Origin of the sequence: Pseudomonas sp. TH43 (assembly GCF_016650635.1) — a bacterium.
In the GTDB taxonomy this organism is placed as follows: Bacteria; Pseudomonadota; Gammaproteobacteria; order Pseudomonadales; family Pseudomonadaceae; genus Aquipseudomonas.
This window is the reverse complement of sequence record NZ_JAEKFI010000004.1, coordinates 836832-860625: the sequence shown is the minus strand read 5'-3', so window position 1 is coordinate 860625 and position 23794 is coordinate 836832. Positions and strand designations below refer to the sequence as shown.

General features: G+C 61.0%; 20 protein-coding genes. 15 read left to right on the top strand and 5 right to left on the bottom strand.

From position 1 onward, the window contains the following. Positions 1 to 27: 27 nt before the first annotated feature. From ribBA to JFT81_RS20200, 9 genes are all read left to right on the top strand, one after another. Positions 28 to 1119 (top strand): bifunctional 3,4-dihydroxy-2-butanone-4-phosphate synthase/GTP cyclohydrolase II, encoded by a 1092-nt coding sequence (gene ribBA, locus JFT81_RS20240; RefSeq protein ID WP_201228666.1) that lies wholly within the window; start codon positions 28 to 30, stop codon positions 1117 to 1119. A gap of 234 nt (positions 1120 to 1353) precedes the next feature. Continuing rightward, positions 1354 to 1830 carry a 6,7-dimethyl-8-ribityllumazine synthase gene (gene ribE, locus JFT81_RS20235; RefSeq protein WP_003228649.1) on the top strand — a complete coding sequence of 159 codons (477 nt, stop codon included), beginning with the start codon at positions 1354 to 1356 and terminating at the stop codon, positions 1828 to 1830. Beyond that, positions 1827 to 2327: a transcription antitermination factor NusB gene (nusB, locus tag JFT81_RS20230; RefSeq protein ID WP_008081844.1), complete on the top strand. Its 501-nt coding sequence runs from the start codon at positions 1827 to 1829 to the stop codon at positions 2325 to 2327. The genes ribE and nusB overlap by 4 nt, the downstream gene beginning before the upstream one ends. A gap of 18 nt (positions 2328 to 2345) precedes the next feature. Next, positions 2346 to 3311, top strand: a complete 966-nt coding sequence (gene thiL / locus JFT81_RS20225; RefSeq protein WP_201228665.1) for a thiamine-phosphate kinase — start codon at positions 2346 to 2348, stop codon at positions 3309 to 3311. Then, positions 3308 to 3811, top strand: coding sequence for a phosphatidylglycerophosphatase A (locus JFT81_RS20220; RefSeq protein ID WP_201228664.1), 504 nt, complete (start codon positions 3308 to 3310; stop codon positions 3809 to 3811). The genes thiL and JFT81_RS20220 overlap by 4 nt, the downstream gene beginning before the upstream one ends. A 37-nt stretch (positions 3812 to 3848) precedes the next feature. After that, entirely contained in the window at positions 3849 to 4586 is a 738-nt protein-coding gene (locus JFT81_RS20215; protein WP_201228663.1) for a transporter substrate-binding domain-containing protein, read from the top strand. A gap of 245 nt (positions 4587 to 4831) precedes the next feature. Then, positions 4832 to 5449, top strand: a complete 618-nt coding sequence (ribA, locus tag JFT81_RS20210) for a GTP cyclohydrolase II (protein ID WP_201228662.1) — start codon at positions 4832 to 4834, stop codon at positions 5447 to 5449. Then, on the top strand, positions 5446 to 5865 hold the full coding sequence (locus JFT81_RS20205; protein WP_201228661.1) for an MFS transporter: 420 nt from the start codon (positions 5446 to 5448) through the stop codon (positions 5863 to 5865). Before ribA ends, JFT81_RS20205 begins: the two co-directional genes overlap by 4 nt. Then, positions 5865 to 6665: a cobalamin-binding protein gene (locus JFT81_RS20200; protein WP_201228660.1), complete on the top strand. Its 801-nt coding sequence runs from the start codon at positions 5865 to 5867 to the stop codon at positions 6663 to 6665. Before JFT81_RS20205 ends, JFT81_RS20200 begins: the two co-directional genes overlap by 1 nt. A gap of 151 nt (positions 6666 to 6816) precedes the next feature. On the opposite strand, the gene JFT81_RS20195 is transcribed toward JFT81_RS20200, so the two are convergent. The 5 genes from JFT81_RS20195 to JFT81_RS20175 all read right to left on the bottom strand — a co-directional run bounded on the left by JFT81_RS20195 (position 6817) and on the right by JFT81_RS20175 (position 13327). Beyond that, complete coding sequence (locus tag JFT81_RS20195; protein WP_201228659.1) at positions 6817 to 8700, bottom strand: TonB-dependent receptor; 1884 nt, start codon at positions 8698 to 8700, stop codon at positions 6817 to 6819. A gap of 139 nt (positions 8701 to 8839) precedes the next feature. Next, positions 8840 to 10738 carry a 1-deoxy-D-xylulose-5-phosphate synthase gene (dxs, locus tag JFT81_RS20190; protein ID WP_201228658.1) on the bottom strand — a complete coding sequence of 633 codons (1899 nt, stop codon included), beginning with the start codon at positions 10736 to 10738 and terminating at the stop codon, positions 8840 to 8842. A gap of 91 nt (positions 10739 to 10829) precedes the next feature. After that, complete coding sequence (gene ispA / locus JFT81_RS20185; RefSeq protein WP_201228657.1) at positions 10830 to 11717, bottom strand: (2E,6E)-farnesyl diphosphate synthase; 888 nt, start codon at positions 11715 to 11717, stop codon at positions 10830 to 10832. After that, positions 11714 to 11956: an exodeoxyribonuclease VII small subunit gene (locus tag JFT81_RS20180; protein WP_003228627.1), complete on the bottom strand. Its 243-nt coding sequence runs from the start codon at positions 11954 to 11956 to the stop codon at positions 11714 to 11716. Before JFT81_RS20180 ends, ispA begins: the two co-directional genes overlap by 4 nt. Before the next feature lie 249 nt (positions 11957 to 12205). Then, positions 12206 to 13327: a Fic family protein gene (locus JFT81_RS20175; protein WP_201228656.1), complete on the bottom strand. Its 1122-nt coding sequence runs from the start codon at positions 13325 to 13327 to the stop codon at positions 12206 to 12208. Between the two features lie 276 nt (positions 13328 to 13603). Between JFT81_RS20175 and JFT81_RS20170 the strand changes: the two genes are divergently transcribed. From JFT81_RS20170 to JFT81_RS20145, 6 genes are read left to right on the top strand one after another with little or no spacing between them, the layout of a single operon-like run. Further along, positions 13604 to 14395, top strand: coding sequence for a DUF2135 domain-containing protein (locus JFT81_RS20170; RefSeq protein ID WP_201228655.1), 792 nt, complete (start codon positions 13604 to 13606; stop codon positions 14393 to 14395). A 38-nt stretch (positions 14396 to 14433) separates the two neighbouring features. Then, entirely contained in the window at positions 14434 to 16146 is a 1713-nt protein-coding gene (locus tag JFT81_RS20165; protein ID WP_201228654.1) for a DUF2138 domain-containing protein, read from the top strand. Next, complete coding sequence (locus JFT81_RS20160; RefSeq protein WP_129395691.1) at positions 16131 to 16781, top strand: DUF1175 family protein; 651 nt, start codon at positions 16131 to 16133, stop codon at positions 16779 to 16781. The genes JFT81_RS20165 and JFT81_RS20160 overlap by 16 nt, the downstream gene beginning before the upstream one ends. Beyond that, a complete protein-coding gene (locus JFT81_RS20155) occupies positions 16778 to 21352 on the top strand; it encodes an alpha-2-macroglobulin (RefSeq protein WP_201228653.1) in 4575 nt (1524 codons plus the stop codon). Before JFT81_RS20160 ends, JFT81_RS20155 begins: the two co-directional genes overlap by 4 nt. A gap of 1 nt (position 21353) precedes the next feature. Beyond that, a complete protein-coding gene (locus JFT81_RS20150) occupies positions 21354 to 22973 on the top strand; it encodes a DUF2300 domain-containing protein (RefSeq protein ID WP_201228652.1) in 1620 nt (539 codons plus the stop codon). A gap of 3 nt (positions 22974 to 22976) precedes the next feature. Continuing rightward, on the top strand, positions 22977 to 23789 hold the full coding sequence (locus tag JFT81_RS20145; RefSeq protein WP_201228651.1) for a DUF2135 domain-containing protein: 813 nt from the start codon (positions 22977 to 22979) through the stop codon (positions 23787 to 23789). Positions 23790 to 23794: the final 5 nt, after the last annotated feature.

The window sequence follows — 23794 nt, the reverse complement described above, 5'->3', positions numbered from 1 at the left end:
CTAAATTCGAAAGAAGGGGGGTGCCTTGTGGCGCTCAATAGCATCGAAGAACTGGTTGAAGACATCCGCCAAGGCAAGATGGTCATCCTCATGGATGACGAAGACCGCGAGAACGAAGGCGACCTGATCATGGCCGCCGAATGCTGCAAGGCCGAGCACATCAATTTCATGGCCAAGCACGCCCGTGGCCTGATCTGCATGCCAATGACCCGCGAGCGTTGCGAGACCCTCAAGCTGCCGTTGATGGCGCCGCGCAACGGTTCCGGTTTCGGCACCAAGTTCACCGTCTCGATCGAAGCGGCCGAAGGCGTGACCACCGGCATCTCCGCCGCCGACCGTGCGCGCACCGTGCAGGCCGCCGCTGCCAAAGACGCCAAGGCTGAAGACATCGTCAGCCCGGGCCACATTTTTCCGCTGATGGCGCAGGCCGGCGGCACCCTGGCACGTGCTGGCCACACCGAAGCGGCTTGCGACCTCGCGCGCATGGCCGGTTTCGAGCCGAGCGGCGTGATCTGCGAAGTGATGAACGATGACGGCACCATGTCCCGTCGCACTGAGCTTGAAGCCTTCGCTGCCGAACACAACATCAAGATCGGCACGATTGCTGACCTGATTCACTACCGGATGATCCACGAACGTACCGTTCAGCGGATTGCCGAGCAGCCGCTGGACAGCGAACTGGGCCAATTCAACCTGGTGACCTATCGTGATTCGGTGGAAGGCGACGTGCACATGGCGCTGACCCTGGGCACCGTTTGCGCTGAAGAACCAACGCTGGTTCGCGTGCACAACATGGACCCGCTGCGCGATCTGTTGATGGTCAAGCAACCGGGCCGCTGGAGCCTGCGCGCCGCGATGGCTGCGGTCGCCGAGGCCGGCAGCGGTGTGGTGTTGTTGCTCGGTCACCCGCTCGATGGCGACGTGTTGCTGGCGCACATCCGTGAAACTGGCGATCAGCCAGCGCCGAAAAAACCGACGACCTACAGCATCGTCGGTGCCGGTTCGCAGATCCTCCGTGACCTCGGTGTACGCAAAATGCGCTTGATGTCGGCGCCAATGAAATTTAATGCGATATCCGGTTTCGATCTGGAAGTTGTAGAATACGTGCCCTCCGAATAATGACCCGGAGATTCGTATTGCTGGTGTGTACCCTTGTGGTGAGGGGATTTATCCCCGCTGGACTGCGTAGCAGTCCCAAAAAACAGGGCCGCTGCGCAGCCCGGCGGGGATAGATCCCCTCGCGACAGGGGTGTGATCAGGTAGCAATGCGGATTTTTCCGGCCATGTATTCGTGGCTAATATCACTGAGGGACGCGTACGAGACGCGTCCCGGCTCTTTAAGAGATCTGACGAATGACCCTGAAGACCATCGAAGGTACCTTCATCGCCCCTAAAGGCCGCTACGCTCTAGTAGTGGGCCGTTTCAACAGCTTCGTGGTTGAAAGCCTGGTCAGCGGTGCAGTTGATGCCCTGGTTCGCCACGGCGTGAGCGAAAGCGACATCACCATCATCCGCGCACCTGGCGCCTTCGAAATCCCGCTGGTTGCGCAGAAAGTCGCTCAGAAAGGCGAGTTCGCAGCAATCATCGCCCTTGGCGCGGTCATTCGTGGCGGCACTCCGCACTTCGAATACGTGGCAGGCGAGTGCACCAAGGGTCTGGCCCAGGTGTCCATGGAGTTCGGCGTTCCGGTCGCTTTCGGCGTCCTGACCGTTGATTCCATCGAGCAAGCCATCGAACGTTCCGGCACCAAGGCCGGTAACAAAGGTGCCGAAGCTGCCCTGTCCGCGCTGGAAATGGTCAGCCTGTTGGCACAGTTGGAGGCCAAGTGATTAGCGACGAAAGCGATCGTTTCAACCCGCGCGATCCGCGTCCAACCGACGCCGGCAAGCCTTCGAAAAGTGAAAAGCGCCGCGCTGCCCGTCAGTTGGCGACTCAAGCGTTGTACCAGCGCCACATGGCCAGTACTTCGCTGAACGAAATCGAGGCGCAGTTTCGCGTCGACAACGATTTCACCTTCGCCGATGCCAGCTACTTCCACGACATCCTGCACGGTGTTCCGGCCAGTCTGACCGAGATCGACACCGCGCTGGCGCCGTGCCTGGACCTGACCATCGAAGAGCTCGACCCGGTTGAACTGTGCGTACTGCGCTTGTCGACCTGGGAACTGCTCAAGCGCGTCGACGTGCCGTACCGCGTTGTGATCAACGAAGGAATCGAACTGGCGAAAGTCTACGGTTCCACCGACGGCCACAAGTTCGTCAACGGCGTGCTCGACAAGCTGGCCCCGCGCCTGCGTGAAGCTGAAGTGAAGGCGTTCAAGCGCTGATCCGCGCTTGATATCGCAATGGGCGAGTTTGAGCTGATCCGCAATTTCTTCGCCGCCGCGCCTTGTGCGCAGGGCGGCGAGGGCGTTGCACTGGGGATTGGCGACGACTGCGCCTTGCTGGCGGTTCCCTGCGGGGAACAGCTGGCGATTTCCACCGATACGCTGGTGGCCGGTGTGCATTTTGCCGACCCCTGCGATCCGTTTTTGCTCGGTCAGCGCTCGCTGGCCGTCGCGGTCAGCGATCTGGCCGCCATGGGTGCTACGCCCATTGCCTTTACCCTTGCCCTGACTGTGCCAACGATAACCGCCGATTGGCTGCAGGCTTATGCCCGCGGTTTGAACCGTATGGCGCAGAGTTGCGGTGTGGCGTTGATTGGCGGGGATACTACGCGCGGGCCGTTAAGCCTGACCGTCACCGTGTTCGGTCGCGTTTCCACAGGCCATGCCTTGACCCGCAGCGGCGCGCAGCCGGGCGACCTGCTGTGCGTTGGCGGTGAGCTGGGCAACGCCGCCGGTGCCTTGCCGCTGGTGCTCGGTCAGCGCGAGGCCGACACCGAGATCGCCGAGCCCTTGCTCAACCATTACTGGTCCCCGCAGCCACAACTCGCCCTCGGTCAGGCCTTGCGCGGCAAAGCCACTTCAGCGCTGGATATCTCCGACGGCCTGCTCGCCGATTGCGGGCATATCGCGCTGGCGTCGAAAGTGCGGCTTGAGATTGAACGCGAGCGCGTACCGCTGTCGGATGCCTTAGTCGCGTTTCTCGGCCAGCGCGGCGCCGAGCGTGCAGCGCTGAGCGGTGGCGATGATTATGTGTTGGCCTTCACGCTACCGTCCGTCGAGTTGCCTGCGCTGCTGGCGGACGGCTGGCCGATCCATGTCGTCGGCCGTGTGACAGAGGGGCAGGGCGTGGCGCTGCTCGATCGCGAAGGGCGTGACATCACCCCGCAAATCCGCGGTTACCAACATTTTCAGGAGTCACCGTGACAGATCACCCGAAACAGGTGCCGGGGGAATTCGTGCCGCCGTCGGTCTGGCGCAATCCTTGGCATTTCATTGCGTTCGGCTTCGGTTCGGGCACCTTGCCAAAGGCGCCGGGTACGTGGGGGTCGTTAGTTGCGCTACCCTTTATCCCGTTATGGCAGATGCTGCCCGACTGGGGTTACTGGCTGATGCTCGGGATCACCATGCTGTTCGGCTTCTGGCTGTGCGGCAAAGTCGCCGACGATCTGCGGGTACATGACCACGAAGGCATCGTCTGGGACGAAATGGTCGGGATGTGGATCACTCTGTGGCTGGTACCGGAAGGCTGGTACTGGTTGCTCGCGGGGTTCCTGGTGTTCCGCTTCTTCGACATTCTCAAGCCCTGGCCGATCCGCTGGATCGACCGGCATGTCCACGGCGGCTTTGGCATCATGCTCGACGATGTGCTGGCGGGTGTGTTCGCCTGGCTGACCATGCAGGGACTGGTGTGGATTTTCGCCTGATTGTCAGGGTGATCAGGATCAAGTGAGGGGACTAGGGATGGCGCGAGGCTGGTTGGCGGTGGTGGTTTTTGCTCTGCTGGGCTCTGTGGCCAGTGCGCAAGACGCTGCGCCGACGCCTGCGGTCATCCATTTGGCCAGCGAAGACTGGGAAGACTACACCGCCGCCGATGGCCATGGCCTGGGTTGGGACGTGTTGCGCAAGGTCTTCGAACCCGCCGGCGTAACGCTGGATATCCGCACCGAGCCCTACACCCGTTCCGTCGGTTTGGCGCAGCGCGGTGAAATCGATGCCTGCGTCGGCTCCTATCATGAAGAGGCCAGCGATCTGCTTTATCCGCGCTGGAACTTCGACACCGATCATATCTACGCCCTGGGGCTTGCCAGCAACCCGGCGCCGACCGCGGAAACCCTCGGCAACTATCGTCTGGCCTGGGTGCGCGGCTACGACTATCAGAGTTACTTGCCCAATGTGCACAGCTACAACGAAGTCATCCGGCGCACCGGGATTTTGTCGATGCTGACCCACAATCGGGCCGACTATTACATCGACGCGCAGACCGAAGTCGATTACGTGGTCAGTCGGGCGAAGGATCCAACGCAATTTCGCAAAACCCATATCGCCGAATTGCCGCTGTATCTGTGCTTCGCCAATACGCCGCAGGCGCGCACGTTGATGGGTTTGTTCGACCGGCGCATGGACCAGTTGGTGAAGAGCGGCGAGTTGAAGCCGATCTTCGAGAAGTGGAAGCAGCCCTACCCATTCGTCTCTGACTGAAGCCCTGCGCAAATCCTTTGTAGGAGTGAGCCTGCTCGCGATAGCGGTCTCATTCAAACGTTGATGTAGCTGACACACCGCCATCGCGAGCAGGCTCACTCCTACAAGGGAGACGCAATGTCCGTGGGGGAGATATCAAACTTTTTGATCGTTATGCCCGATAATTCAGCCTAAGCGCCTGCCCAAAGCTGCTGTTACAATGCCGCCCAGCGAATCTTCAGACTTTTTAGATCAGGAGCACACCGGTGCCTGTCGTTTTTGTCGCCGCTTCCAAGCTGCCAACGCCTTTTGCGCAATTCACCATGCACGGTTTTCTCGATGAAGCCACCGGCCGCGAGCACGTCGTGCTCAGCCTGGGTGAGTTTGCCGACGGTGCCCCTGTACTCGGCCGGTTGCACTCCGAATGCCTCACGGGCGATGCCTTGTTCAGTCAGCGTTGCGACTGCGGCTCGCAACTCGAAGGCGCGCTGAAAGCCATCGCCCGTGAGGGCCGTGGTGTGTTGCTGTACCTGCGTCAGGAAGGTCGCGGTATCGGTCTTTTGAACAAGATCCGCGCCTACGAATTGCAGGACGGCGGCGCCGACACCGTTGAAGCCAACGAGCGGCTGGGTTTCGCCGCCGACCAGCGTGACTACGCCATGTGCCTGCCGATGCTTGAGCATCTGGGCGTGAAATCCCTGCGCCTGATGACCAACAACCCACGCAAGGTCAAAGCCCTGACCGACATGGGTATCGTCGTCGCCGAGCGCGTGCCGTTGCACACCGGGCACAATCCGCACAACAAGCTGTACCTGGCGACCAAGGCCAGCAAACTCGATCATATGATGGGCAACGAGCATCAAGGCGAGGTAGACCGGGCGTGACGCGCGGTCAGGTGCGGCGCCGGCTGTCGGTCGCGTGGTGGAAATACCTGGCGCTGGCATTGGTGCCGCTCTTTGTCCTCAACGCTCTGTTCGGCCAGGGCGAGGCGATTCTGCCCGTGTTGGCGATGCCGCTGTTCATTGCCGGTGTGGCGTCGATGTTTGTCAGCCTGAAGTTTTTTGGCCGCTACAAACATGCATTGATCGCCACGCAAAAAGCCCTCGATACCCCTGAAGAGCCTGCAGCCTGGATTGCCCTCGCCGCGACTCGGCGCTCCGCGTTCCTCGCGGCAGCCTTGCCGGCCTGGATCGGAGCATTGGCAGTATTCGTCGGTCTCGAAGCGGTGCCGTTGATGCTGCTGGCGCTGTCCACCGCCGTGTTGTTTTATCTCTACCGTATCCCGCGTCAACTCGGCTGATGCGCCGTCTGTGGCTGGCGGTTGTGCTGTTGGCCGTCACTGCTCCGGCGCTAGCGAGCCTGCGGGTGGTCAGCCTCGCACCGTCCCTGTCTGAAATTGTCGTTGAACTGGATTCGGCTGACCTGTTGGTCGGGGTGCTGGATGCCGGTGAACGTCCTGCGGAAATTTCCAACATTCCGTCGGTGGGTCGTTACGGTCAGTTGGATATGGAACAGTTGCTGAGCCTTAAACCTGATTTGTTGCTGCTCTGGCCCGGCAGCGTCGGCCCGGCACAGCGTGATCAGTTGAAGCGTTTGGGTATTCCGACCTTCGTCGCCGAACCGCATTCTTTAGATCAACTCTCCACGCAGATAGAAGCCATCGCCACACAATTGGGCAGGCCTGAGCGTGGGGTGAAACTGGCTACTGATCTGCGGCAAAAACTCGCCGATCTGCGCCAGCGCTATCACCGGGAAGTACCGTTGCGGGTGTTTTATCAGGTGTGGGACAAGCCGCTGTACACCGTCGGTGGCGGGCAGATCATCAGTGATGCGCTGGAGGTGTGCGGGGCGCGGAATGTGTTCAGCGACCTGACCTTGCCTGCGCCGCAAGTCAGTATTGAAGCGGTATTGCAGCGAGATCCGGAAGTGATTCTGGCGGGTGATCAGGCGCAGTTGAAAGCGTGGAACGCCTGGCCGCAGGTAGCCGCCGTCAAGCAGCAGCAATTACTGTTGGTCACCGACAAAGGTCTCGAACGCCCAAGCGGCCAGATGATCGACGCCACCGCCAAACTCTGCCAGTTGATCGCACCTAGCCAATAACTTGTGGCGAGGGGATTTATCCCCGTTGGGCTGCGAAGCTGCGCCAAAATCTGCCAATGCTTTTTTCAGTTTGATCGCGTCGGCGTTTATTGCGACTGCTGCGCAGCCGAACGGGGATAAATCCCCTCGCCACCAGTGAGGGTGGAAAGTCTTAGCGTTGAGGTGTCCAGGTGACGCCAAACATCCACGTCCGGCCTTCTTCGCGATAACCATACTGGCTGCCGTCGTAGCTGTAATTCGCGCGGCTGTAACCCTTGTCCAACAGGTTGTCGACCTTCAGATCCAGCTTGATCTCGCGGTTCAGCGTCCAGCTGCTGCGCAACCCGAACAGTGCATAACCGCCCAGCGGGTTTTCATTTTTTAGGTCGTCATAACTGCTGCTCACCGCCTGCCAACTCGCACCGACGCCGATCTGGTCAAACTGCCGATCCAGATCCCAGCTCAACGTGCGCCGTGCACGCCGCGCCAAGGTATGCCCGGTATCACGATCGCGAGGATCGATGATCGACACACCGAGGTTACTCTGCCAATCGAACAACTCCTGCTTCAGCGCCGCTTCAAAGCCGTTGACCCGCGCCGAGGCGACGTTCTCCGGGCGTGAATTGCTGCCAAAGATAATCGCGTCTTGCAGATCCGTACGATACAGCGAGGCCTCCAGTCTGCTGCTGTCGCTCAACTGGCTACGCCATTGCAGCTCATAGCTCTTCGAAGTTTCCGGTTTCAGGTTCGGGTTGCTGAAGTCCGGGTAGTACAGGTCGTTGAAGGTCGGCGCGCGGAAGCCTTCGCTGTAGCTGAGCAACAGGTCATTGTCGGGGTTGAGCGGCAGGGTGAACGTGCCGCTCCAGGTGTTCTGGCTGCCGAATTGCTGGTTGTCATCGTGGCGCAACCCCAGCTCGGTGGAGAAGCTGTCGGCCTGATAACGATGCTGAATGAACGCGGCGCGGTTCCAGCGGCTGTCCTCGTCGAATGCAGTGCTGCTGTTGACCCGGTCTTCGTACCAGTCACCGCCGAGGATCAAGCTGTTGCGCGCATCCAGGGTCAGGTCGTTTTGCCAGTTCACCGAGTCGCGGTAGGTGTTGAACACCGTGCGCTCGTCGCTGAGCTTGTCGAGGGTCTTTTCGCGGTTTTCGGTGTGGCCGACTTCGACGCGGGTTTTCCAGGTTTCGTTGACCCGGGCATCGACGTAACTGCTGACGCTGCTGACGTTGAAATCGCTGTAGGGCTGCTGCTGGACCGATTCGAAGGTGTTCATGTCGAAGCGGCCGAACGGGTTGTCGAACTCACTCTTGCCACGGTTATCCAGCAGATTGGCGCCGACTTCGATGTCATCGGTCAGCGCGTGGCTGAGGCTCAGGCTGACCGATTTATTGCGATAGGCATCGTGATCGCCATCGCTTGGATACGACTCGTGGGTACGGTCGATCCCGGCAGTTTCATCGAGGCTGGCGCCGAGGTTGAAGCGGGTTTTGTCATCGCCACCGGACAGCCCGATGCTGCGTTCCCACGTTTGGTTGCTGCCGAAGCCAACATGCATGCGTGGCTGCAAACCTTGCTCGGATCCGCGCCGGGTGAAAATCTGAATCACCCCGCCAATCGCGTCGCTGCCGTAAATCACCGAGCGCGAACCACGCAGTATTTCCACGCGTTCGATCTGATTGATGTTCAGGTGTTGCAGATTGCTGTCGCCGGAAGTCGAACTGCCGATGCGCTGGCCGTCGACCAACACCAGACTCTGCGCCGATTGCGTGCCGCGAATGTAGATCCCCGGCAGGCTGCCGCGCCCACCAGCCTGCGCCACTTGCACGCCTGGCACGCGCCGCAGCAGATCCGGTACGTCGCTCGGTTGCAGGCGATCGATGTCTTCACGGGTGAACACGGTGTTGGCGGCGCTGCTGTCGTTGCGCGCTTCGACCTGACGGTTGGCGGAGATCAGCATGTCCGGCAGCTTCAACGCCTGGTCACGTTCAAATGTGTCGGCGAAAGCGTTGGCAGCAGGCAGCAGAATAAGGGGCAGGGCGAGGCGCGAGAGTTTCATGGACAGTCCACTGGTGCTTCAGGTGTACACAAATCAAATGTGGGAGCGAGCCTGCTCGCGAATGCGCTGGGTCAGTCAGCAGTGATTTGACTGACAGTCCGCATTCGCGAGCAGGCTCGCTCCCACAAGGGTATTGCGTTTATTTGTCGAGTAAGGCCAGACGCTGACGAATCGACGCTTCGATCCCTGCTTCATCCAGTCCGCACTCGGCCAGCATTTGCGCCGGTTTCGCGTGCTCGACGTAGATATCCGGCAAGCCCAGATGCAGCATCGACTTGAGGATGTTCTCGCGGGCCAGGAATTCGCTGACCGCGCCACCGGCGCCGCCCATGATCGCGTTCTCTTCGATGGTCACGAGCAATTCGTGGCTGCCGGCAATCTCGCGTACCAATGCTTCGTCGAGGGGTTTGACGAAGCGCATGTCGACCACAGTCGCATCGAGCTTCTCGGCGACTTTCAGCGCTTCGGCCAGTTGTACACCGAACACCAGCAAAGCGACTTTGCTGCCTTGGCGACGGACGATGCCTTTGCCGATTTCAATCGGCTGAAGATCTTTCTCAATGGTCGCATTCGGGCCGTTACCGCGCGGGTAACGCACAGCCGCCGGGCCGTTGTAGAGGTGGCCGGTGGTGAGCATTTTGCGCAGTTCGTTTTCATCGCTCGGGGTCATGATGAGCATGCCCGGGATGCAGCGCAGATAGGACAGATCGAAACTGCCGGCGTGGGTCGGGCCGTCTTCACCGACCAGACCTGCGCGGTCGATGGCGAACAATACGTCGAGGTTTTGTACTGCGACGTCATGCACCAACTGGTCGTAACCACGCTGGAGGAACGTCGAGTAGATCGCCACCACTGGTTTCGCGCCCTCGCAGGCCATGCCGGCGGCGAACGTCACCGCGTGTTGCTCGGCAATCGCCACGTCGAAGTAGCGCAGCGGGAAACGTTCGCTGAACGCCACCAGATCCGAGCCTTCCTTCATTGCTGGCGTAATACCGACCAAACGTGGATCAGCCGCCGCCATGTCGCACAGCCATTCGCCAAACACTGCCGAATACTTGGGGCCGCCAGCCTTTTTCGGCGCAGCAGCCGGAGCGTCGACAGGTTCCAGTTTGGTGATCGCGTGGTAACCGATCGGATCGACTTCCGCCGGAGCGAAGCCTTTGCCTTTCTTGGTGACGATGTGCAGGAACTGCGGGCCTTTCAGATCGCGCATGTTGCGCAGCGTGGCGATCAGGGTTGGCAGGTCGTGGCCGTCGATCGGGCCGATGTAGTTCCAGCCCAGCTCTTCGAAAAGGGTGCCGGGGACCAGCATGCCTTTGGCGTACTCTTCGGTGCGACGGGCGATTTCCCAGGCGCCGGGCAGGCGCGACAGGACTTTCTTGCTGCCTTCACGCATGCTCGCGTAAGTGCGGCTGGAGAGGATCTTCGCCAGATAATTCGACAGACCGCCGACGTTGCGCGAGATCGACATGTCGTTGTCGTTGAGGATCACCAGCATGTTGGCGTTGACTTCCGGCGCATGGTTCAGCGCCTCGAACGCCATGCCCGCGGTCAGTGCACCGTCGCCGATCACCGCAATCGCCTTGCGATCACTGTTCTGCAGGCGGGCGGCAATCGCCATGCCCAGCGCAGCGCTGATCGAGGTGCTGGAGTGGCCGACGCCAAAGGTGTCGTATTCGCTCTCGGCGCGGCGCGGGAAGGCAGCGATGCCGTCCTTCTGGCGCAGCGTACCCATGCGCTCGCGGCGACCGGTGAGGATCTTGTGCGGATACGCCTGATGACCGACGTCCCACAGCAACCGGTCGTCCGGCGTGTCGAAGACGTAATGCAACGCGATGGTCAGCTCGATCACGCCCAGGCCAGCACCGAAGTGCCCACCGGTCTGACCGACCGTGTAGAGCAATTCCAGGCGCAACTCATCGGCCAGGGTTTCCAGCTCGGCTTCGCCTAACCGGCGCAGGCCGTCCGGCGTATTCGCGCGGTCGAGCAGGGGCGTGGTCGGGCGCTTGCGGGGAATCTCATGAAACGTCGTGGGCATCAGGCGAATCGTTATAGGTATAGAAGAGGCGGCAGTTTACCTGATGCATCGGCCCCTGCCCACGCGTTGGTTTTTTTTGGCTGATACGCCGTCAGCTGCGGCGCTCGACGATATACCGGGCCAGCTCGCGCAACGGCTCGGCCGCCGCGTCAAACGGTCGCAGGGCCTGCAGGGCCTGATCACGCAGTTCCAGCGCGTAAGCCTTGGCGGCGTCGAGACCAAGCAGGGCCGGGTAGGTTGGCTTGTCACGGGCAATATCGGCGCCCTGGCGTTTGCCGAGGGTTTCGGTATCGCTTTCGACGTCGAGAATGTCGTCCTGCACCTGGAAGGCGAGGCCGATGGCCTGTGCATAAGTCTGCAAGGCTTTGAGTTCGTCCAGCTCGGCGCGGCCGCTGGCGAGTGCACCGAGTTTGACGCTGACCTCGATCAGCGCGCCGGTTTTGTGCCGGTGCATCTGCTCAAGGGCTTTTTGATCAAGCTTGAGGCCGACCGACCCGAGGTCGATGGCTTGACCGCCGACCATGCCGGCCGGGCCTGCGGCATGCGCCAGTGCAGTGACCATTTGCAGGCGAATGTCGCTGGTGCAATCACTCAGGCGCGGGTCGAGCAGGGCGCTGAAGGCCAGGCTCTGCAAGCCGTCGCCAGCGAGAATCGCGCAGGCTTCATCGAATTTTTTATGAGTGGTTGGCTGGCCGCGACGCAGATCGTCGTCGTCCATTGCCGGCAGATCGTCGTGCACCAGCGAGTAAGCGTGGATCAGCTCAACCGCACACGCGGCGCCGTTAGCCTGCTCAGCCTTGCCACCGAGCGCTTCACACGCGGCGTAAGCCAGCAGCGGACGCACGCGTTTGCCGCCGTTCATCACGCTGTAGCGCATGGCCTCATACAGACGCGCCAGTTCCGGCAGCGGCGCGTTGAACAGGGTTTCCAGCGCCGCGTTGACCCGGGCCTGGCTGGACGCTGTATACGCTGCAATCATTCTGGCTGTTCCGCGTCGAAGGGTTCCTCGGCGAGTTCGCCATCGCGCTCCAGCAGCACTTGCACCTTCTGCTCGGCCTGCGCCAGCGCTGCCTGGCAATCACGGGTCAGGCCGATGCCCTGCTCGAAAGCGGTCAGCGAGTCTTCCAGCGACAATTCACCGTTCTCCAGACGCTCGACCAGTGTTTGCAGGTCGGCGAGGGACTGTTCGAAATCCAGTGCAGCTTTTTTGCGGGCCATGGCGGCGATTTCCGGTTGACGTTAAACCGGCGCGACACTAGCAGATAGGGGGGTTGTGGGCAAATGAGGTGGCTGGTTCAAAGACCATATGTATATCTTTGTGGCGAGGGGATTTATCCCCGTTGGGTTGCGCAGCAACCCCAAAAACAGCCGACCGGTTTTTTCAGGGAAAACCGTGGGTAACGGTTTACGACTGCTTCGCAGCCGAACGGGGATAAATCCCCTCGCCACAGTGATCTTCTTATTGCTCTAGGTTGGGTAGCTGATCTGATACCGCGTACTGCGGCCGCCTCCCGGCAATCGTTGCAGGCAACCCTTCTCCAGCAACTCCGCCAGATGCCGGGTCGCGGTGGCTTTAGATACCTTGGCCACAGCCTGATATTGAGCCGCACTGATGCCGTGCTCACCGCCGTCAAGCAGGCGATTGAGCACTTTGATCTGTTCCACCGACAGTTCGGACTCACGATGCGTATGCCAGAAACGTGTCTTTCCCAGCACGCTTTCAATCCGTGCGATGGCTTGTCGAAAGCTGCGCAATAAAGTCTGCAGGAACCACGTCAGCCATTCGCTGATGTCCAGCGTAGCTTTCTGACTCGACTCCAACGCCCGATAGTACCCGGCGCGATCGTCGAGAATGCTGGCCGACATGGCATAAAGACGGATTGCCCGGGCTTCACCCTGGGCTAGTGCCAGATCGGTAATGGAACGGGTGAGTCGGCCGTTGCCATCGTCGAAGGGGTGCAGTGTGACAAACCAGAAGTGCGCGATGCCGGCGCGCAGCAGAGGATCGAGTCCAGCTTCATGCTGACTGGTCTCGAACCACTTGAGGAAACGCTCGAGTTGCTGCTCAAGGCCTTGCCTTGGCGGGGCCTCGAAGTGCACGGTCGGCCGCTCGATCCGTCCGGAAACCACTTGCATCGGCTCATCACCGCGCAGCGCAGCGACATTGATTGCGCGTGAGGAAAGACCATTTTCCTGTTCTGGAAACAGCAGCGAATGCCATTCCAGCAAACGCTCCAGCGTCAACGGCTCTGCGAAACGCCGGGTGGCGTCGAGCATCAGTCGCGCAAGGCCTTCACTGCGTGGACTGACGTTATCGTCATCAGCCGTTTCCAGCCCGAGGCGCCGCGCCAATGACGAGCGCACGGAGCCGACATTCAATTGCTCACCCTCAATGGCCGAGGAGGTCACGATGTTTTGCAGCAAGGCATCAAGTTCGGACTGAACGCTCAGGGAATTGCTCACTGAGCCGGCCATGCCCAGCAATTGGCCTTGCGCCTGCACACACTCGCGCAGCAACAGCGTGAGGCGGTCTGCCTGCCAGTTGAAGTCGGGCCAATCGGGTTGCTGCCAGATCCAGAGAGTCGCCATGAGGTGTGTTTCCTGAGCGCGTGAGCCGAATAGAAAAGCTATTCGGCTCATTTTGTGAGCCGAATATGATGCCTATTCGGCTCACCGTCTACCGGGGCCGTGATTCCCACAACAAATCCAGATGTATCCGATTGTTAAAAAACTGCCGAATGGCTAATCTTCGCGCCTTCTACGACCCGGCAGTCACGGGTATTTCAGACGAAACGCAGTTTTCACCGCTGTGAAGTACCGAGGATCGGGTGCAAGGTTTCGTTCAGGCATGGCAGGAGGCATCACATGCGTTCATTTCTTATGCTGCTGATCGGGTTGGCCTGCGCGCCTGCGCTGCTGGCGGCGCCGACGGCGGAAATGTCGGAACCGGTGGGCGGCTGGCGCTATCACGGTTTGCTCGACCGCACGGAAAACCCGCAAGTCGCCTATCCCACGCCGCCAATCGATCGCGGCATCCAGCGCAATCGCACGATGATCCAGGGCCAACTCAAGGCTATTGGCAATCAGCGTGGGCCGCATACGCTGGCGGTCAACGGCAACCCATTGAATCTGTACACCGACGATGACGGGCGTTTCGCCCGGCCCTACGCGTTCGGCGCCGGTTCCAACAGTGTCGAAGTGCGCAGCGCCGAAGGTCAGTCGCTCAAACGCGTGCAGTTCTATGAAGCCAACAACCTGCGCACGCCGGCGAAAATTCGCGTGGTGCTCGGCTGGGACGATCCCAAAGCCGAACTCGACTTGCACATCATTACCCCGGACGGCCAACACGCGTTCTTCGCGCATACCGCGTTGACCAACGGCGGCGGTCTGGACCCGGATGGCGTCGATGGCCCCGGCCCGGAAATGTTCACCATGACTGCGCCGTTGCATGGCACCTATCTGGTTTACGTCAACTATTGGGGCAACTTTGGCGATGGCGGCTATAACTTCGAGGAGACCAGCAACCAGAACGAGGTAATTACTTCGCAAATCACGCTGGTACTCAACGAGAACACCGTCGACGAAAAACGCGAGACCTTCATCGTGCCCCTGCGGGCGATCGGTGATCTGCTGCTGGTAAAGACTTTCAACTATTAAGCATCCCGCACCACGGATGAACTTCGGGTTTTGTGAACATGAGTGATAACACTGTTACTCCGGCCGTTGAAACGCCTGCCGGCAAACCTTCCCGGCGCTGGCCACTGCTGCTGGTCGGGCTGTGCCTGGTGGCCGGCGTGGCGGGTGGTTTTGGCTGGCTGCTGCTCAAGCCCAAGGCACCGCCGACGGAATTGGCCGGCGACAAGCTTGGCCTGAGCCGTCCGGACGCGTTGCTGGAAACCCGCTCCCTGAGCCAGTTGCCCAAGGACCTGCTGACGGTGCCGTTCCTCAAGGTCACGCTCACCGAAGATTTCGTTTTCTATTACGAAACCCATGCCGATCGTCTCGGCTTGATCGGCAGCCTGCGCCGGATCATCTACGAGCATGATCTGAAGTTGCAGGACAGCTTGATCGAGCAGCTTTTCGACCAGCCGGCGGATGTGGCGTTGTGGCGCGGGGCTGATGGCCGCCTGAAGGATTTCCTGCTGGTGATGGATCGTGGTGGTCTGGCCAAACTGCTGGAGCCGCTGGCAAAAGTAGCGCTGGATGACACGCAGCTCAGCCAGATTGCAGAAATAAAGGTCGGTGGCGACACCGTGCCGTTGTACCAACTCACCTACAACGCCAGCAAAGCGCTGCTGTTCGCCTCGCATGGCGACAAACTGGTGGTGCTGTCCAATCCGGCCAAGTATTACGACCCGCAAAGCGGCGCGTCCGAAGAGTCGGGGCACGTCTCGCCGCAAGCGTTGGCGGCTCTGCTGAACGGCGAAAAACTGTTCCCTGAAGCCTTTGGTCTGCCGGCCAAGACACCAGAAACCAAGCAACGTCTGTCGGTGAACTCCAGTGTTCTCGCCATGGGTTACCAGCGATTCATCCCGAATTTCGCCGGGCTGCGCTTCGACATGGACGATAAGGGCTGGCACAGCTACCTGGCCATGGACGAATTGGAAAACCAGCCTGACTTCGATTTCAAACCGGTCTGGAAAGCCATGCCGCTGGGCGCGAGCGCCTGCGTGACTCTGCCAGTGGCCGCTGAACCGCAAAAACCATTGCTGGTGAAACTCGGCGCCGAAGAAGCCGTGGCGCAGACCCTCACCGAACACGTGGCCGGCGCGGCGGGCCTGTGCTGGTACGCCGACTCACGCTTGTACACGCCACTGTTGGTCGCCAGTCTGAAAGACGAGGACAGCAGCAAACTCGATGGTGATCTCGGCAAATTGTTCGGTTCGATGGTCGGCGCGTTCGAATCCAACGTCGAAGAAAGTGTGTTCCCGGTGATCGAGAAGCAGGAAGGCCAGAGCCACGTCTGGCAGCGTCAGGTCAGCTCCAACTTCGGCCCCTACGCGGCCAAGGATGCTGAGAACCCGGACGCGATCAGCGGCAAGGCGTTCATGAAAGTCAGTCTCGCGCGCCACGGCTCGACGCTGCTGTTTTCCCTCGACGACAAACTGGTCGACAAAGCCCTCGGTACCCTCGACAAACGCTTCCCGCCGATGGCTGATGTGCTGCCGAAAGATGTGCTGATGCCGATCTACTTCGGCCCGGATTCGATGGCGCAACTGATGCAGCAGGAAACCCTCGACAGCCTGCCGCAGGACATGGAGCCAGTGTTCTACAACGCCGCGCAGACTTACCTGATTCCGAAACTGCGGACCCTTGGCGGCTACGGCAAATATGCCCTGACGTTGCCCGAAGGCAGTGAGCCCGACGGCCACTGGCAATGGCTGCCGCTGGAATGGAAAGCGCTGTGACGGCACTGATTCGCAGCCTCGGCCTGCTCGCGCTGTTACTGAGCGCGGGCGCCCGAGCCGTCGAGGCACCGGCTCTCGATCCGGCGCAATCCCAGGTATTCCGTGCCTGGTTCGTGCGCATCGCTCAGGAGCAACTGAGCCAGGGCCCGAGCCCGCGCTGGTATCAGCAGGATTGCGCGGGACTGGTGCGTTTTGCCGCCAACGAAGCGCTGAAAGTCCACGACGACAAATGGCTGCGCAGCAATGGTTTGTCCAATCGCTATCTGCCGCCGGAACTGTCGCTCAGCGATGACCAGCGCAAGCTCGCCCAGCAATGGCAACAGGGTGGCGGCAAGGTCGGGCCGTACGTCAACGCGATCAAACTGATTCAGTTCAACAGTCATCTGGTCAGCCGCGATGTGTCGCAGGCAAGGCCCGGTGACCTGATGTTTTTCGATCAGGGCGACGACCAGCACCTGATGATCTGGATGGGCCGCTACATCGCCTATCACACCGGCACCACCACCCCCACTGACAACGGCATGCGTTCGGCAAGCCTGCAGCAACTCATGACATGGAAGGACACCCGATGGATACCCGACGCAGCCAACCCCAACTTCATCGGCGTCTATCGACTGAACTTTCTCTCCCAATGACCGGTGCCCGCATGTTGCGTATCTGCTCCCGAGTTTCCTTGCTGCTGGCGCTGTTGCTGCCGGTGGCGACTGTAAATGCCGAAGACTCGGTTGAGCCGAGCAACTACACGCCGGTATCCGGTGAAAGCTTTTTCCTGCTGGCCGATAGCAGTTTCGCCGCCGACGAGCAGGCGATGGTGCGCCTTGAAGCGCCGGGCCGTGATTACCGTCGGTTTCGCATGGAACCTTACGGCGGCGCCGACATTCGCGTGTACCGCATCGACAAGCCGCTGGACTTCCTCAAGCGCCAGAAGAACCTGCATCGCGTAGTCAGCGACGGTCAGTTCAAGGGTGAAGGCCTGTCCAACACCCTCGCGTATCTGTGGGACAACTGGTATCGCAAATCCCGGCGAGTGATGCAGCGCGCGTTCTCCTATGAATCGCGCAAACAGGTCACCGAAGAAGTGCCGGAACTGAAGATGGGCAATGCCATCGCAGCGCCGACACCGTATGACGCACAGCCGCAATTTGCGCTGATTCCGGGTCTGCCAGTTGTCAGCCAGTTCCGTTATCCGCTGTGGCAGGCGAAACCGATTCAACCACCTGCCGGGGTCAATCTGGCCGGCTCTTCCAGTGATTTCGTCAGCGTCGCGCCGGGCAACGTTTATATCCCGTTGGGCAACCTGAAACCGGGTCTGTATCTGGTCGAAGCGCTGATCGGCAAGTACCGCGCGACCACCATGGTTTTCGTCTCCAACACCGTCGCCGTGAGCAAGATTGCCGGTGATGAGTTGCTGGTCTGGGCGGCGCGCAAACACGAAGGCAGTTCGGTGCCGAAGGTTAATGTGCTGTGGACTGACGGCCTCGGCGTGATGAGCAGTGGTGCTACCGATGCCGATGGTTTGCTGCGCCTGAAACACGTCAGTCCCGAGCGTTCGTTTGTGATTGGCGAGGACGAGGAGGGCGGTGTATTCGTCTCCGAGAACTTCTATTACGACAGCGAAATCTACGACACCAAACTCTACGCCTTCACCGACCGGCCGCTATATCGCCCGGGGGATTGGGTGTCGCTGAAGATCGTTGGCCGCGAGTTCAAGAACGCGCGGGATTCGGTGTTGCCGGGAGCGGCTGACGTCACTGTCAGCGTGCTTGATGCGACGGGCACCGAATTGCAGCATCTCGATTTGAAACTCGATTCGAAGGCCGGCACTCAGGGGCGCTTCCAGTTGCCGGACAATGCCGTCGCCGGCGGCTACGAGATTCGCTTCAACTACAAGGATCAGGCCTACAGCAGCGCCTTTCGTGTGGCCGAATACATCAAACCGCACTTCGAAATTTCGCTGAACCTGGCCAAGCAGGATTACCGTACCGGCGAGCCAGTCAAAGGCAGCCTGGTGCTGCTCTATCCGGACGGCAAACCGGTGGCCAACGCCAAACTGACCCTGAGCCTGCGCGCCCAGCAACTGTCGATGGTCGATAACGAGCTGCAGTACCTCGGGCAATTCCCGGTGGAACTGACCAGCACCGAACTGACCACCGACAGCAAAGGCAACGCGACCCTCGACCTGCCGGCCGCCGACAAGCCGAGCCGCTACATGCTCACCGTGTTTGCCAGTGACGGCGCGGCGTACCGGGTCAAGACCACCAAGGAAATCCTCATCGACCGTGGCGCCGCAAGCTTCCGCTTGAGCGCGCCGCAACGCTTCAGCGCCGTCGGCGACAAAGTCGCATTCAGCTACGCCAACGAAGGCGGCAGCGAGCAAGGCAAAGCGGTGACGCCGAGCACCTATGGCTGGGTGCGTCTGGAAGATCAGAGCACGGGCGAAGGCAAACTCGCCTCGACGGATAAAGGTTTCAGCCTCGCGTTCGAGCGTCCGGGCACTTACAACCTGACCCTGAAAGATCAGCACGGTCGCGTGCTCGGCGCCACCGGCCACTCGGTCACTGGCGACGGCGTCAAAGCGGTGCCGGGCACCGTCGAAATCGTCCTCGACAAACCCGAGTACAAGGCCGGCGATGAAGCGCTGGCGTTGATCACGTTCCCGGAACCTGTGAGCGATGCCTTGTTGTCGCTGGAGCGCGACAAGGTCGAAGCCACCGCGCTGCTGGCGAAGGGTGGTGACTGGCTGAAACTGGAAAAACTCAGCGATACCCAATACCGCGCGCGCATTCCAGTAAAAGAAAACTTCGCGCCGAACCTGACCTTTTCCGTGCTGTACACCAAGGGCGGTCAGTACAGCTTCCAGAACGCCGGGATCAAGGTTGTCGCGCCGCAAATCGACGTGGCGATCAGCACCGACAAACAGGTCTATCTGCCGGGCGATACCGTTACGGTTGACCTGACTACTCAGTTCGCCGGCAAAGCAGTTCCTGCGCATCTGACCGTCAGCGTCGTCGACGAAATGGTTTATGCGCTGCAACCAGAAGTCGCGCCAACCATCGACCAGTTCTTCTACCACCCGCGCCGCAACAACGTGCGGACCAGCGCCAGCCTGTCGTTCATCAGTTACGACGTGGCGTTGCCGGGCTGCCCGGGTGCGCCGGGCAAGGCCAACCGTAGCGAGCGAGGGGTGAAAGTGTTGGAGCGGCCGCGTCGTGAAGACGTCGACACCGCCGCATGGCAGCCGGAATTGTTGACCGGTGCTGACGGCAAAACCCGTTTCACCTTCAAGATGCCGGACTCGCTGACCCGCTGGCGCATCACCGCTCGCGCCATCGCCGATGACGGTCAGGTCGGGCAGAAGAAGCAGTTCGTCCGTTCGGAAAAACCGCTGTACCTGAAATGGAGCGGGCCGAGCAAATTCCGCAAAGGCGATCAGCCGCAGTTGGGTGTGTTCGCGTTCAGTCAGGCCGAGAAACCGGTGAAAGCAGAACTGGTGACTCATTACGCCGGGGCCGAACAGCGCCTCCCGGTGACCCTGAACAACGGCATCAACTACCTGCCGCTGCCGGCATTCGCGCTGGCTTCGGGTGAGTGGACGGCCGAGCTGGTACAGGACGGCAAAACTGCGGATTCCCTCGCTGTGCGCCTGAGTGCGACGGGCGACGGCTGGCAAGTCACGCAAACGCAAAGCCTCGACGTGGCCAGCGGCGACACCGCGCTGAGCCTGCCGGCGGATGCTACGGATATTCGCCTGCGTCTGGATGACAGTCCGCAAGCGCTGTTCCGTTCCGCACTCGATGATCTGCTCAGCTACCCGTATGGCGGCGTCGAGCAGACCGCCAGTCGTTTGCTGCCGCTGAGCATCGCCTATCCATCACTGGCGTCGAGCCCGCAGACCCGCGACCGCTTGCGCCTGATCATGCAAAACAGCCGTTTGCGTCTGGTGCAAATGGCCGGGCCATCGGCGAGCTTCACTTGGTGGGGCTACGACGGCGAGCCGGATGCATTCCTCACGGCCTACGCCTATTACGCCGACTGGAACGCCAGCCAGGTGCTGGAACTGACCTTGCCGCCGGAGCATTGGCAGCGGGTGCTGGAGGTTTACGCCAAGCAGGCGCCGAACACGCCGTTGCTGCAACGGGCGCTGATTCTGTCGTTCGCCAAGCAGATGCATTTGCCGGTCAATACGCTGCTCAGCGGCTTGATGGACGATCTGGCCAAGGCCGGTGAAGGCAACGCCGAAACGCTGCTGGACGATGGTGAAGACAGTCTGGTGATGGGCGATCCGGATTCGGCGCTCGGTCTGGCGGCAGCGCGAGTCTTGACCGCAACGCTGGCCACACAGTCGAAAGTGGCATTGCCCGACGTGTTCAATCGTCAGGTGGGCGCGGCGCAACAACGTCTGTCGGTCAGCTCGCAACCATTTGCCGAAGCGCTGAATCTGTCCCTGCAACCGTTCGATCAGGCGCGTGCGACGGCGTTGCTGCAACGCTTGTTGCCACAGCAATCGACCCTCGAACGTGCACTGGCGCTGACCTGGCTGCAACGCAGCATCGCCCAGGCTTCGCCGACCATCGCGCTGACGCCGGGCGAAGGCTGGAAGAAAAATTACGGTGCGACGGGTGAGATGTTCTGGACCTGGCAAGGCGCGACGCCGGTGCCGAGCGTGTTGACGGTGTCCGGAACGCAGGAACGTCCGTTGCGCGCAGCGTTGAGCTTCCAGACGCAGCAGCCCGCCGTCGATCCAATGGCCGTGACCATCACCCGTCGCCTGTCGCGATTGGTGCCGGGCGACGAAGCGTTCACCTTCAAACTGGAGCCGGTTGGCACCAAGCCGCTGTCCAGCGACAGCCTGTATCTGGACGAAGTGATCCTCACCAGCAAAGCGCCGAAACCGCTGCGCTACGGCATGCTCGAAGTGCCGCTGCCACCGGGTGCCGATGTCGAACGCACCACGTGGGGAATCAAGTTGCAGGGCAAGGACGGCACCGAGCCGACCGCGTTGGAGAAGGCGCGTTTCGAGCCGGGGCAACTGGCTTACGCGGTGCCGGTGGATGCGCTGAGTGGCGAGTTGCGCCTGCGTCATCTGGTGCGCTTCTCGCAGAAGGGCCAGTTCACTCTGCCGCCGGTGCGCTTCACCCAGATTTACGCGCCGCAGCATCAGGCCCAGGAAGCGAAAGCCGCCCTCGGTCAGGTCACGGTCAACTGACATGACCCGGCCGCTGCTGTGGCTGCTGATATGTGTGATTCCTGCGCTGGCGACGGCGCAGGATGAGCCGTTGCGCGTGGCGTACAAGGGTGAGTTATTGTCGTTGAATCAGACGCAACTGGTCGCTCGTGAGCCGTTGTCGTCGTCGCTGGATACGCCGGTGGGCAGCCTGTGGAAGCTGTTTGTTTACGCGTGGCTGGTGGATACCGGCGCTCGCGAGCCGGCTTATGAATGTCGCGGGCAGTCGAAAGAGGAAGTCTACTGCTGCTCGGCCGGTGGCAAGATCGAGCGTGATCAGGCGTTGGTGAAATCCTGCGGGTTGTATTTCGAGCCAGCGCGGTTGGGTATTGCGGCTGCGGATTGGCGAACTTATTGGCAGGCGCGGCAGGCGCCTTCGTGGTTGCTGGAATTGCCTTCGGTGCAGCCAGCCACGCGAGTTTCCGTGGCTGACTTGCTCAAGGTGTTGGCTTCGCTGCCAGCGCAGGATCAGATGCGCCGGGTGTTGCTCGATGTGGTGCTGAATGCAGCGGACGGCAATGTCGTCGGTGAACTCGGCGGACGCCTGCGGGTGAAAACCTGGAGCTGGCTCGGCGATCAGGATCCTCATTCGCGGCAGGGTGGTTTTGCCGGTTGGACGGTCGATGGTTCGCCGATCTGGGCGGGCGGGCGTGGCACCAGTCAGATGGTTCTGCGCCATTACGGTCAGGCGTTGGCGACGGTGTTGCCAGCGGCGTGGCCGGCGGAGGCGGGGCGCTGTGTCGAGGTCGGGCTGTTCTCGCGCTACCCGGTCACCCGCGTTCTGGCAGGTGACCGGGTGGTAACTTCCGGCCCGTTACAGGGCGACTACCGCGTCGAATTCGCCAACGGCAACGCGCTGGATATCCACAGCGACGGCGAACTGTTTCTGCTCAACGACAAACTCGTCGCCAGGCTCGATCGCGAAGAATACGTCGCTCGTGTTCTTGAGCGCGAAGCCAAACCCGAGCCCGCCGAAGCCGCCAAGGCCCTGGCTGTGGCGATCCGCACTTATCTGCTGCAAAACGCCACGCGCAACGGTGACTGCCTGAGCATCGACGACAGCAGCACCCGTCAACGGGTCGCGCCACGTCCTGCTTCCGCCGAGTCGCGCAACATCGCCGCATGGACCGCTGATCTGGTACTGGCCGGCAGCATCGTCACCTATCATTCCGATCAACCCGGCCCGGACAAACTCGCTTGGCAACAAGCCGTTGAGCAAGCCAATTCCGGCCAGCGCTACGACGCCATTCTGCTGCATGCCTACCCGCGCGCCAGCCTCAGCCGTTGGGACAACCCGGTCGCCTCCTGCGAGGCATTGCCCGCCGCGCAAGACTGGCTGCAAAAGCAGCGACGCGGCTGGCGTCCGAAGCTGGAGAGCGAAACCGGCTACAACGAAGTCAGCACGTTCGCCGTGTGCAAACTCGCTTTCGGTCGCCCGTTCGTTGATCGCGAACGCCAGCGTATCTATGTGCGCGGCGTCCTGACTTTGCAGGATCGCCTCGACCTGACTCACGAATATCTGCACCTGGCCTTTGAAGCACATCCCAATGGCCAGGATGAAACCTACATCGAAGGGCTCGCCCGTCACCTTTTGCTGGAATAGACCATGACACTTCGTTATCCACAGGTCTTGCTGCTGCTCTGCACGTTGACCGCGCTATCGCCGGCGATGGCCGCCGACAGCGTCAAACTCGACACGCCGATCGGCGGCTGGCGCAGCGGCGCACCGGAAGGCGAGGGCGAAAGCTTCCGTCAGACCGTCAACTACCCGGCCTCCTCGGTGAACACTCCGATTGGTCAAGCCAACACCGCCCGCATCAGCGGCCAGATCAGAGCCACACCGAAGAGCAACGAGCCGGGCCGGCTGATCGTCAACGGCGTCAGCATGCCGCTGAAAATCGACGACAGCGGCCGCTTCGACCGTCCGTTCTCTTTCCCCAACGGTAGCAACAGCGTTGAAGTGCGCAGCCCCGACGGCCAGCAACGCCGCCGCACGCAATTCCTCAACACCAGCGGCGGCGCCACCCCGGCGAAACTGCGCGTGCTGCTGGCGTGGGACAGCGACGGCACCGACCTCGACTTGCACCTCGTCACCCCTGACGGAGCGCACATCTGGTACGGCAACCGCAGCGCCGCCAACGGCGCCGCCCTCGACGTCGATGTCACCACTGGCTATGGCCCGGAAATATTCGCCATGCCGGCGCCCATCAAGGGCCAATACCTGGTGTATGTGAATTATTACGGCGGCGGGTATCGCGGGGATGACGAGGGCGGGGATGAAGCAGTGCAGGCGCTGACCACGGCGCAGGTGACAGTGATTACTGAAGAAGGCACGCCGAGCGAGAAGATGGAGACGTTTTTGATCCCGATGCGCGCAGTCGGCGAACTGACGCTGGTGAAGTCGTTCAGTTATCCGTGAGTCAT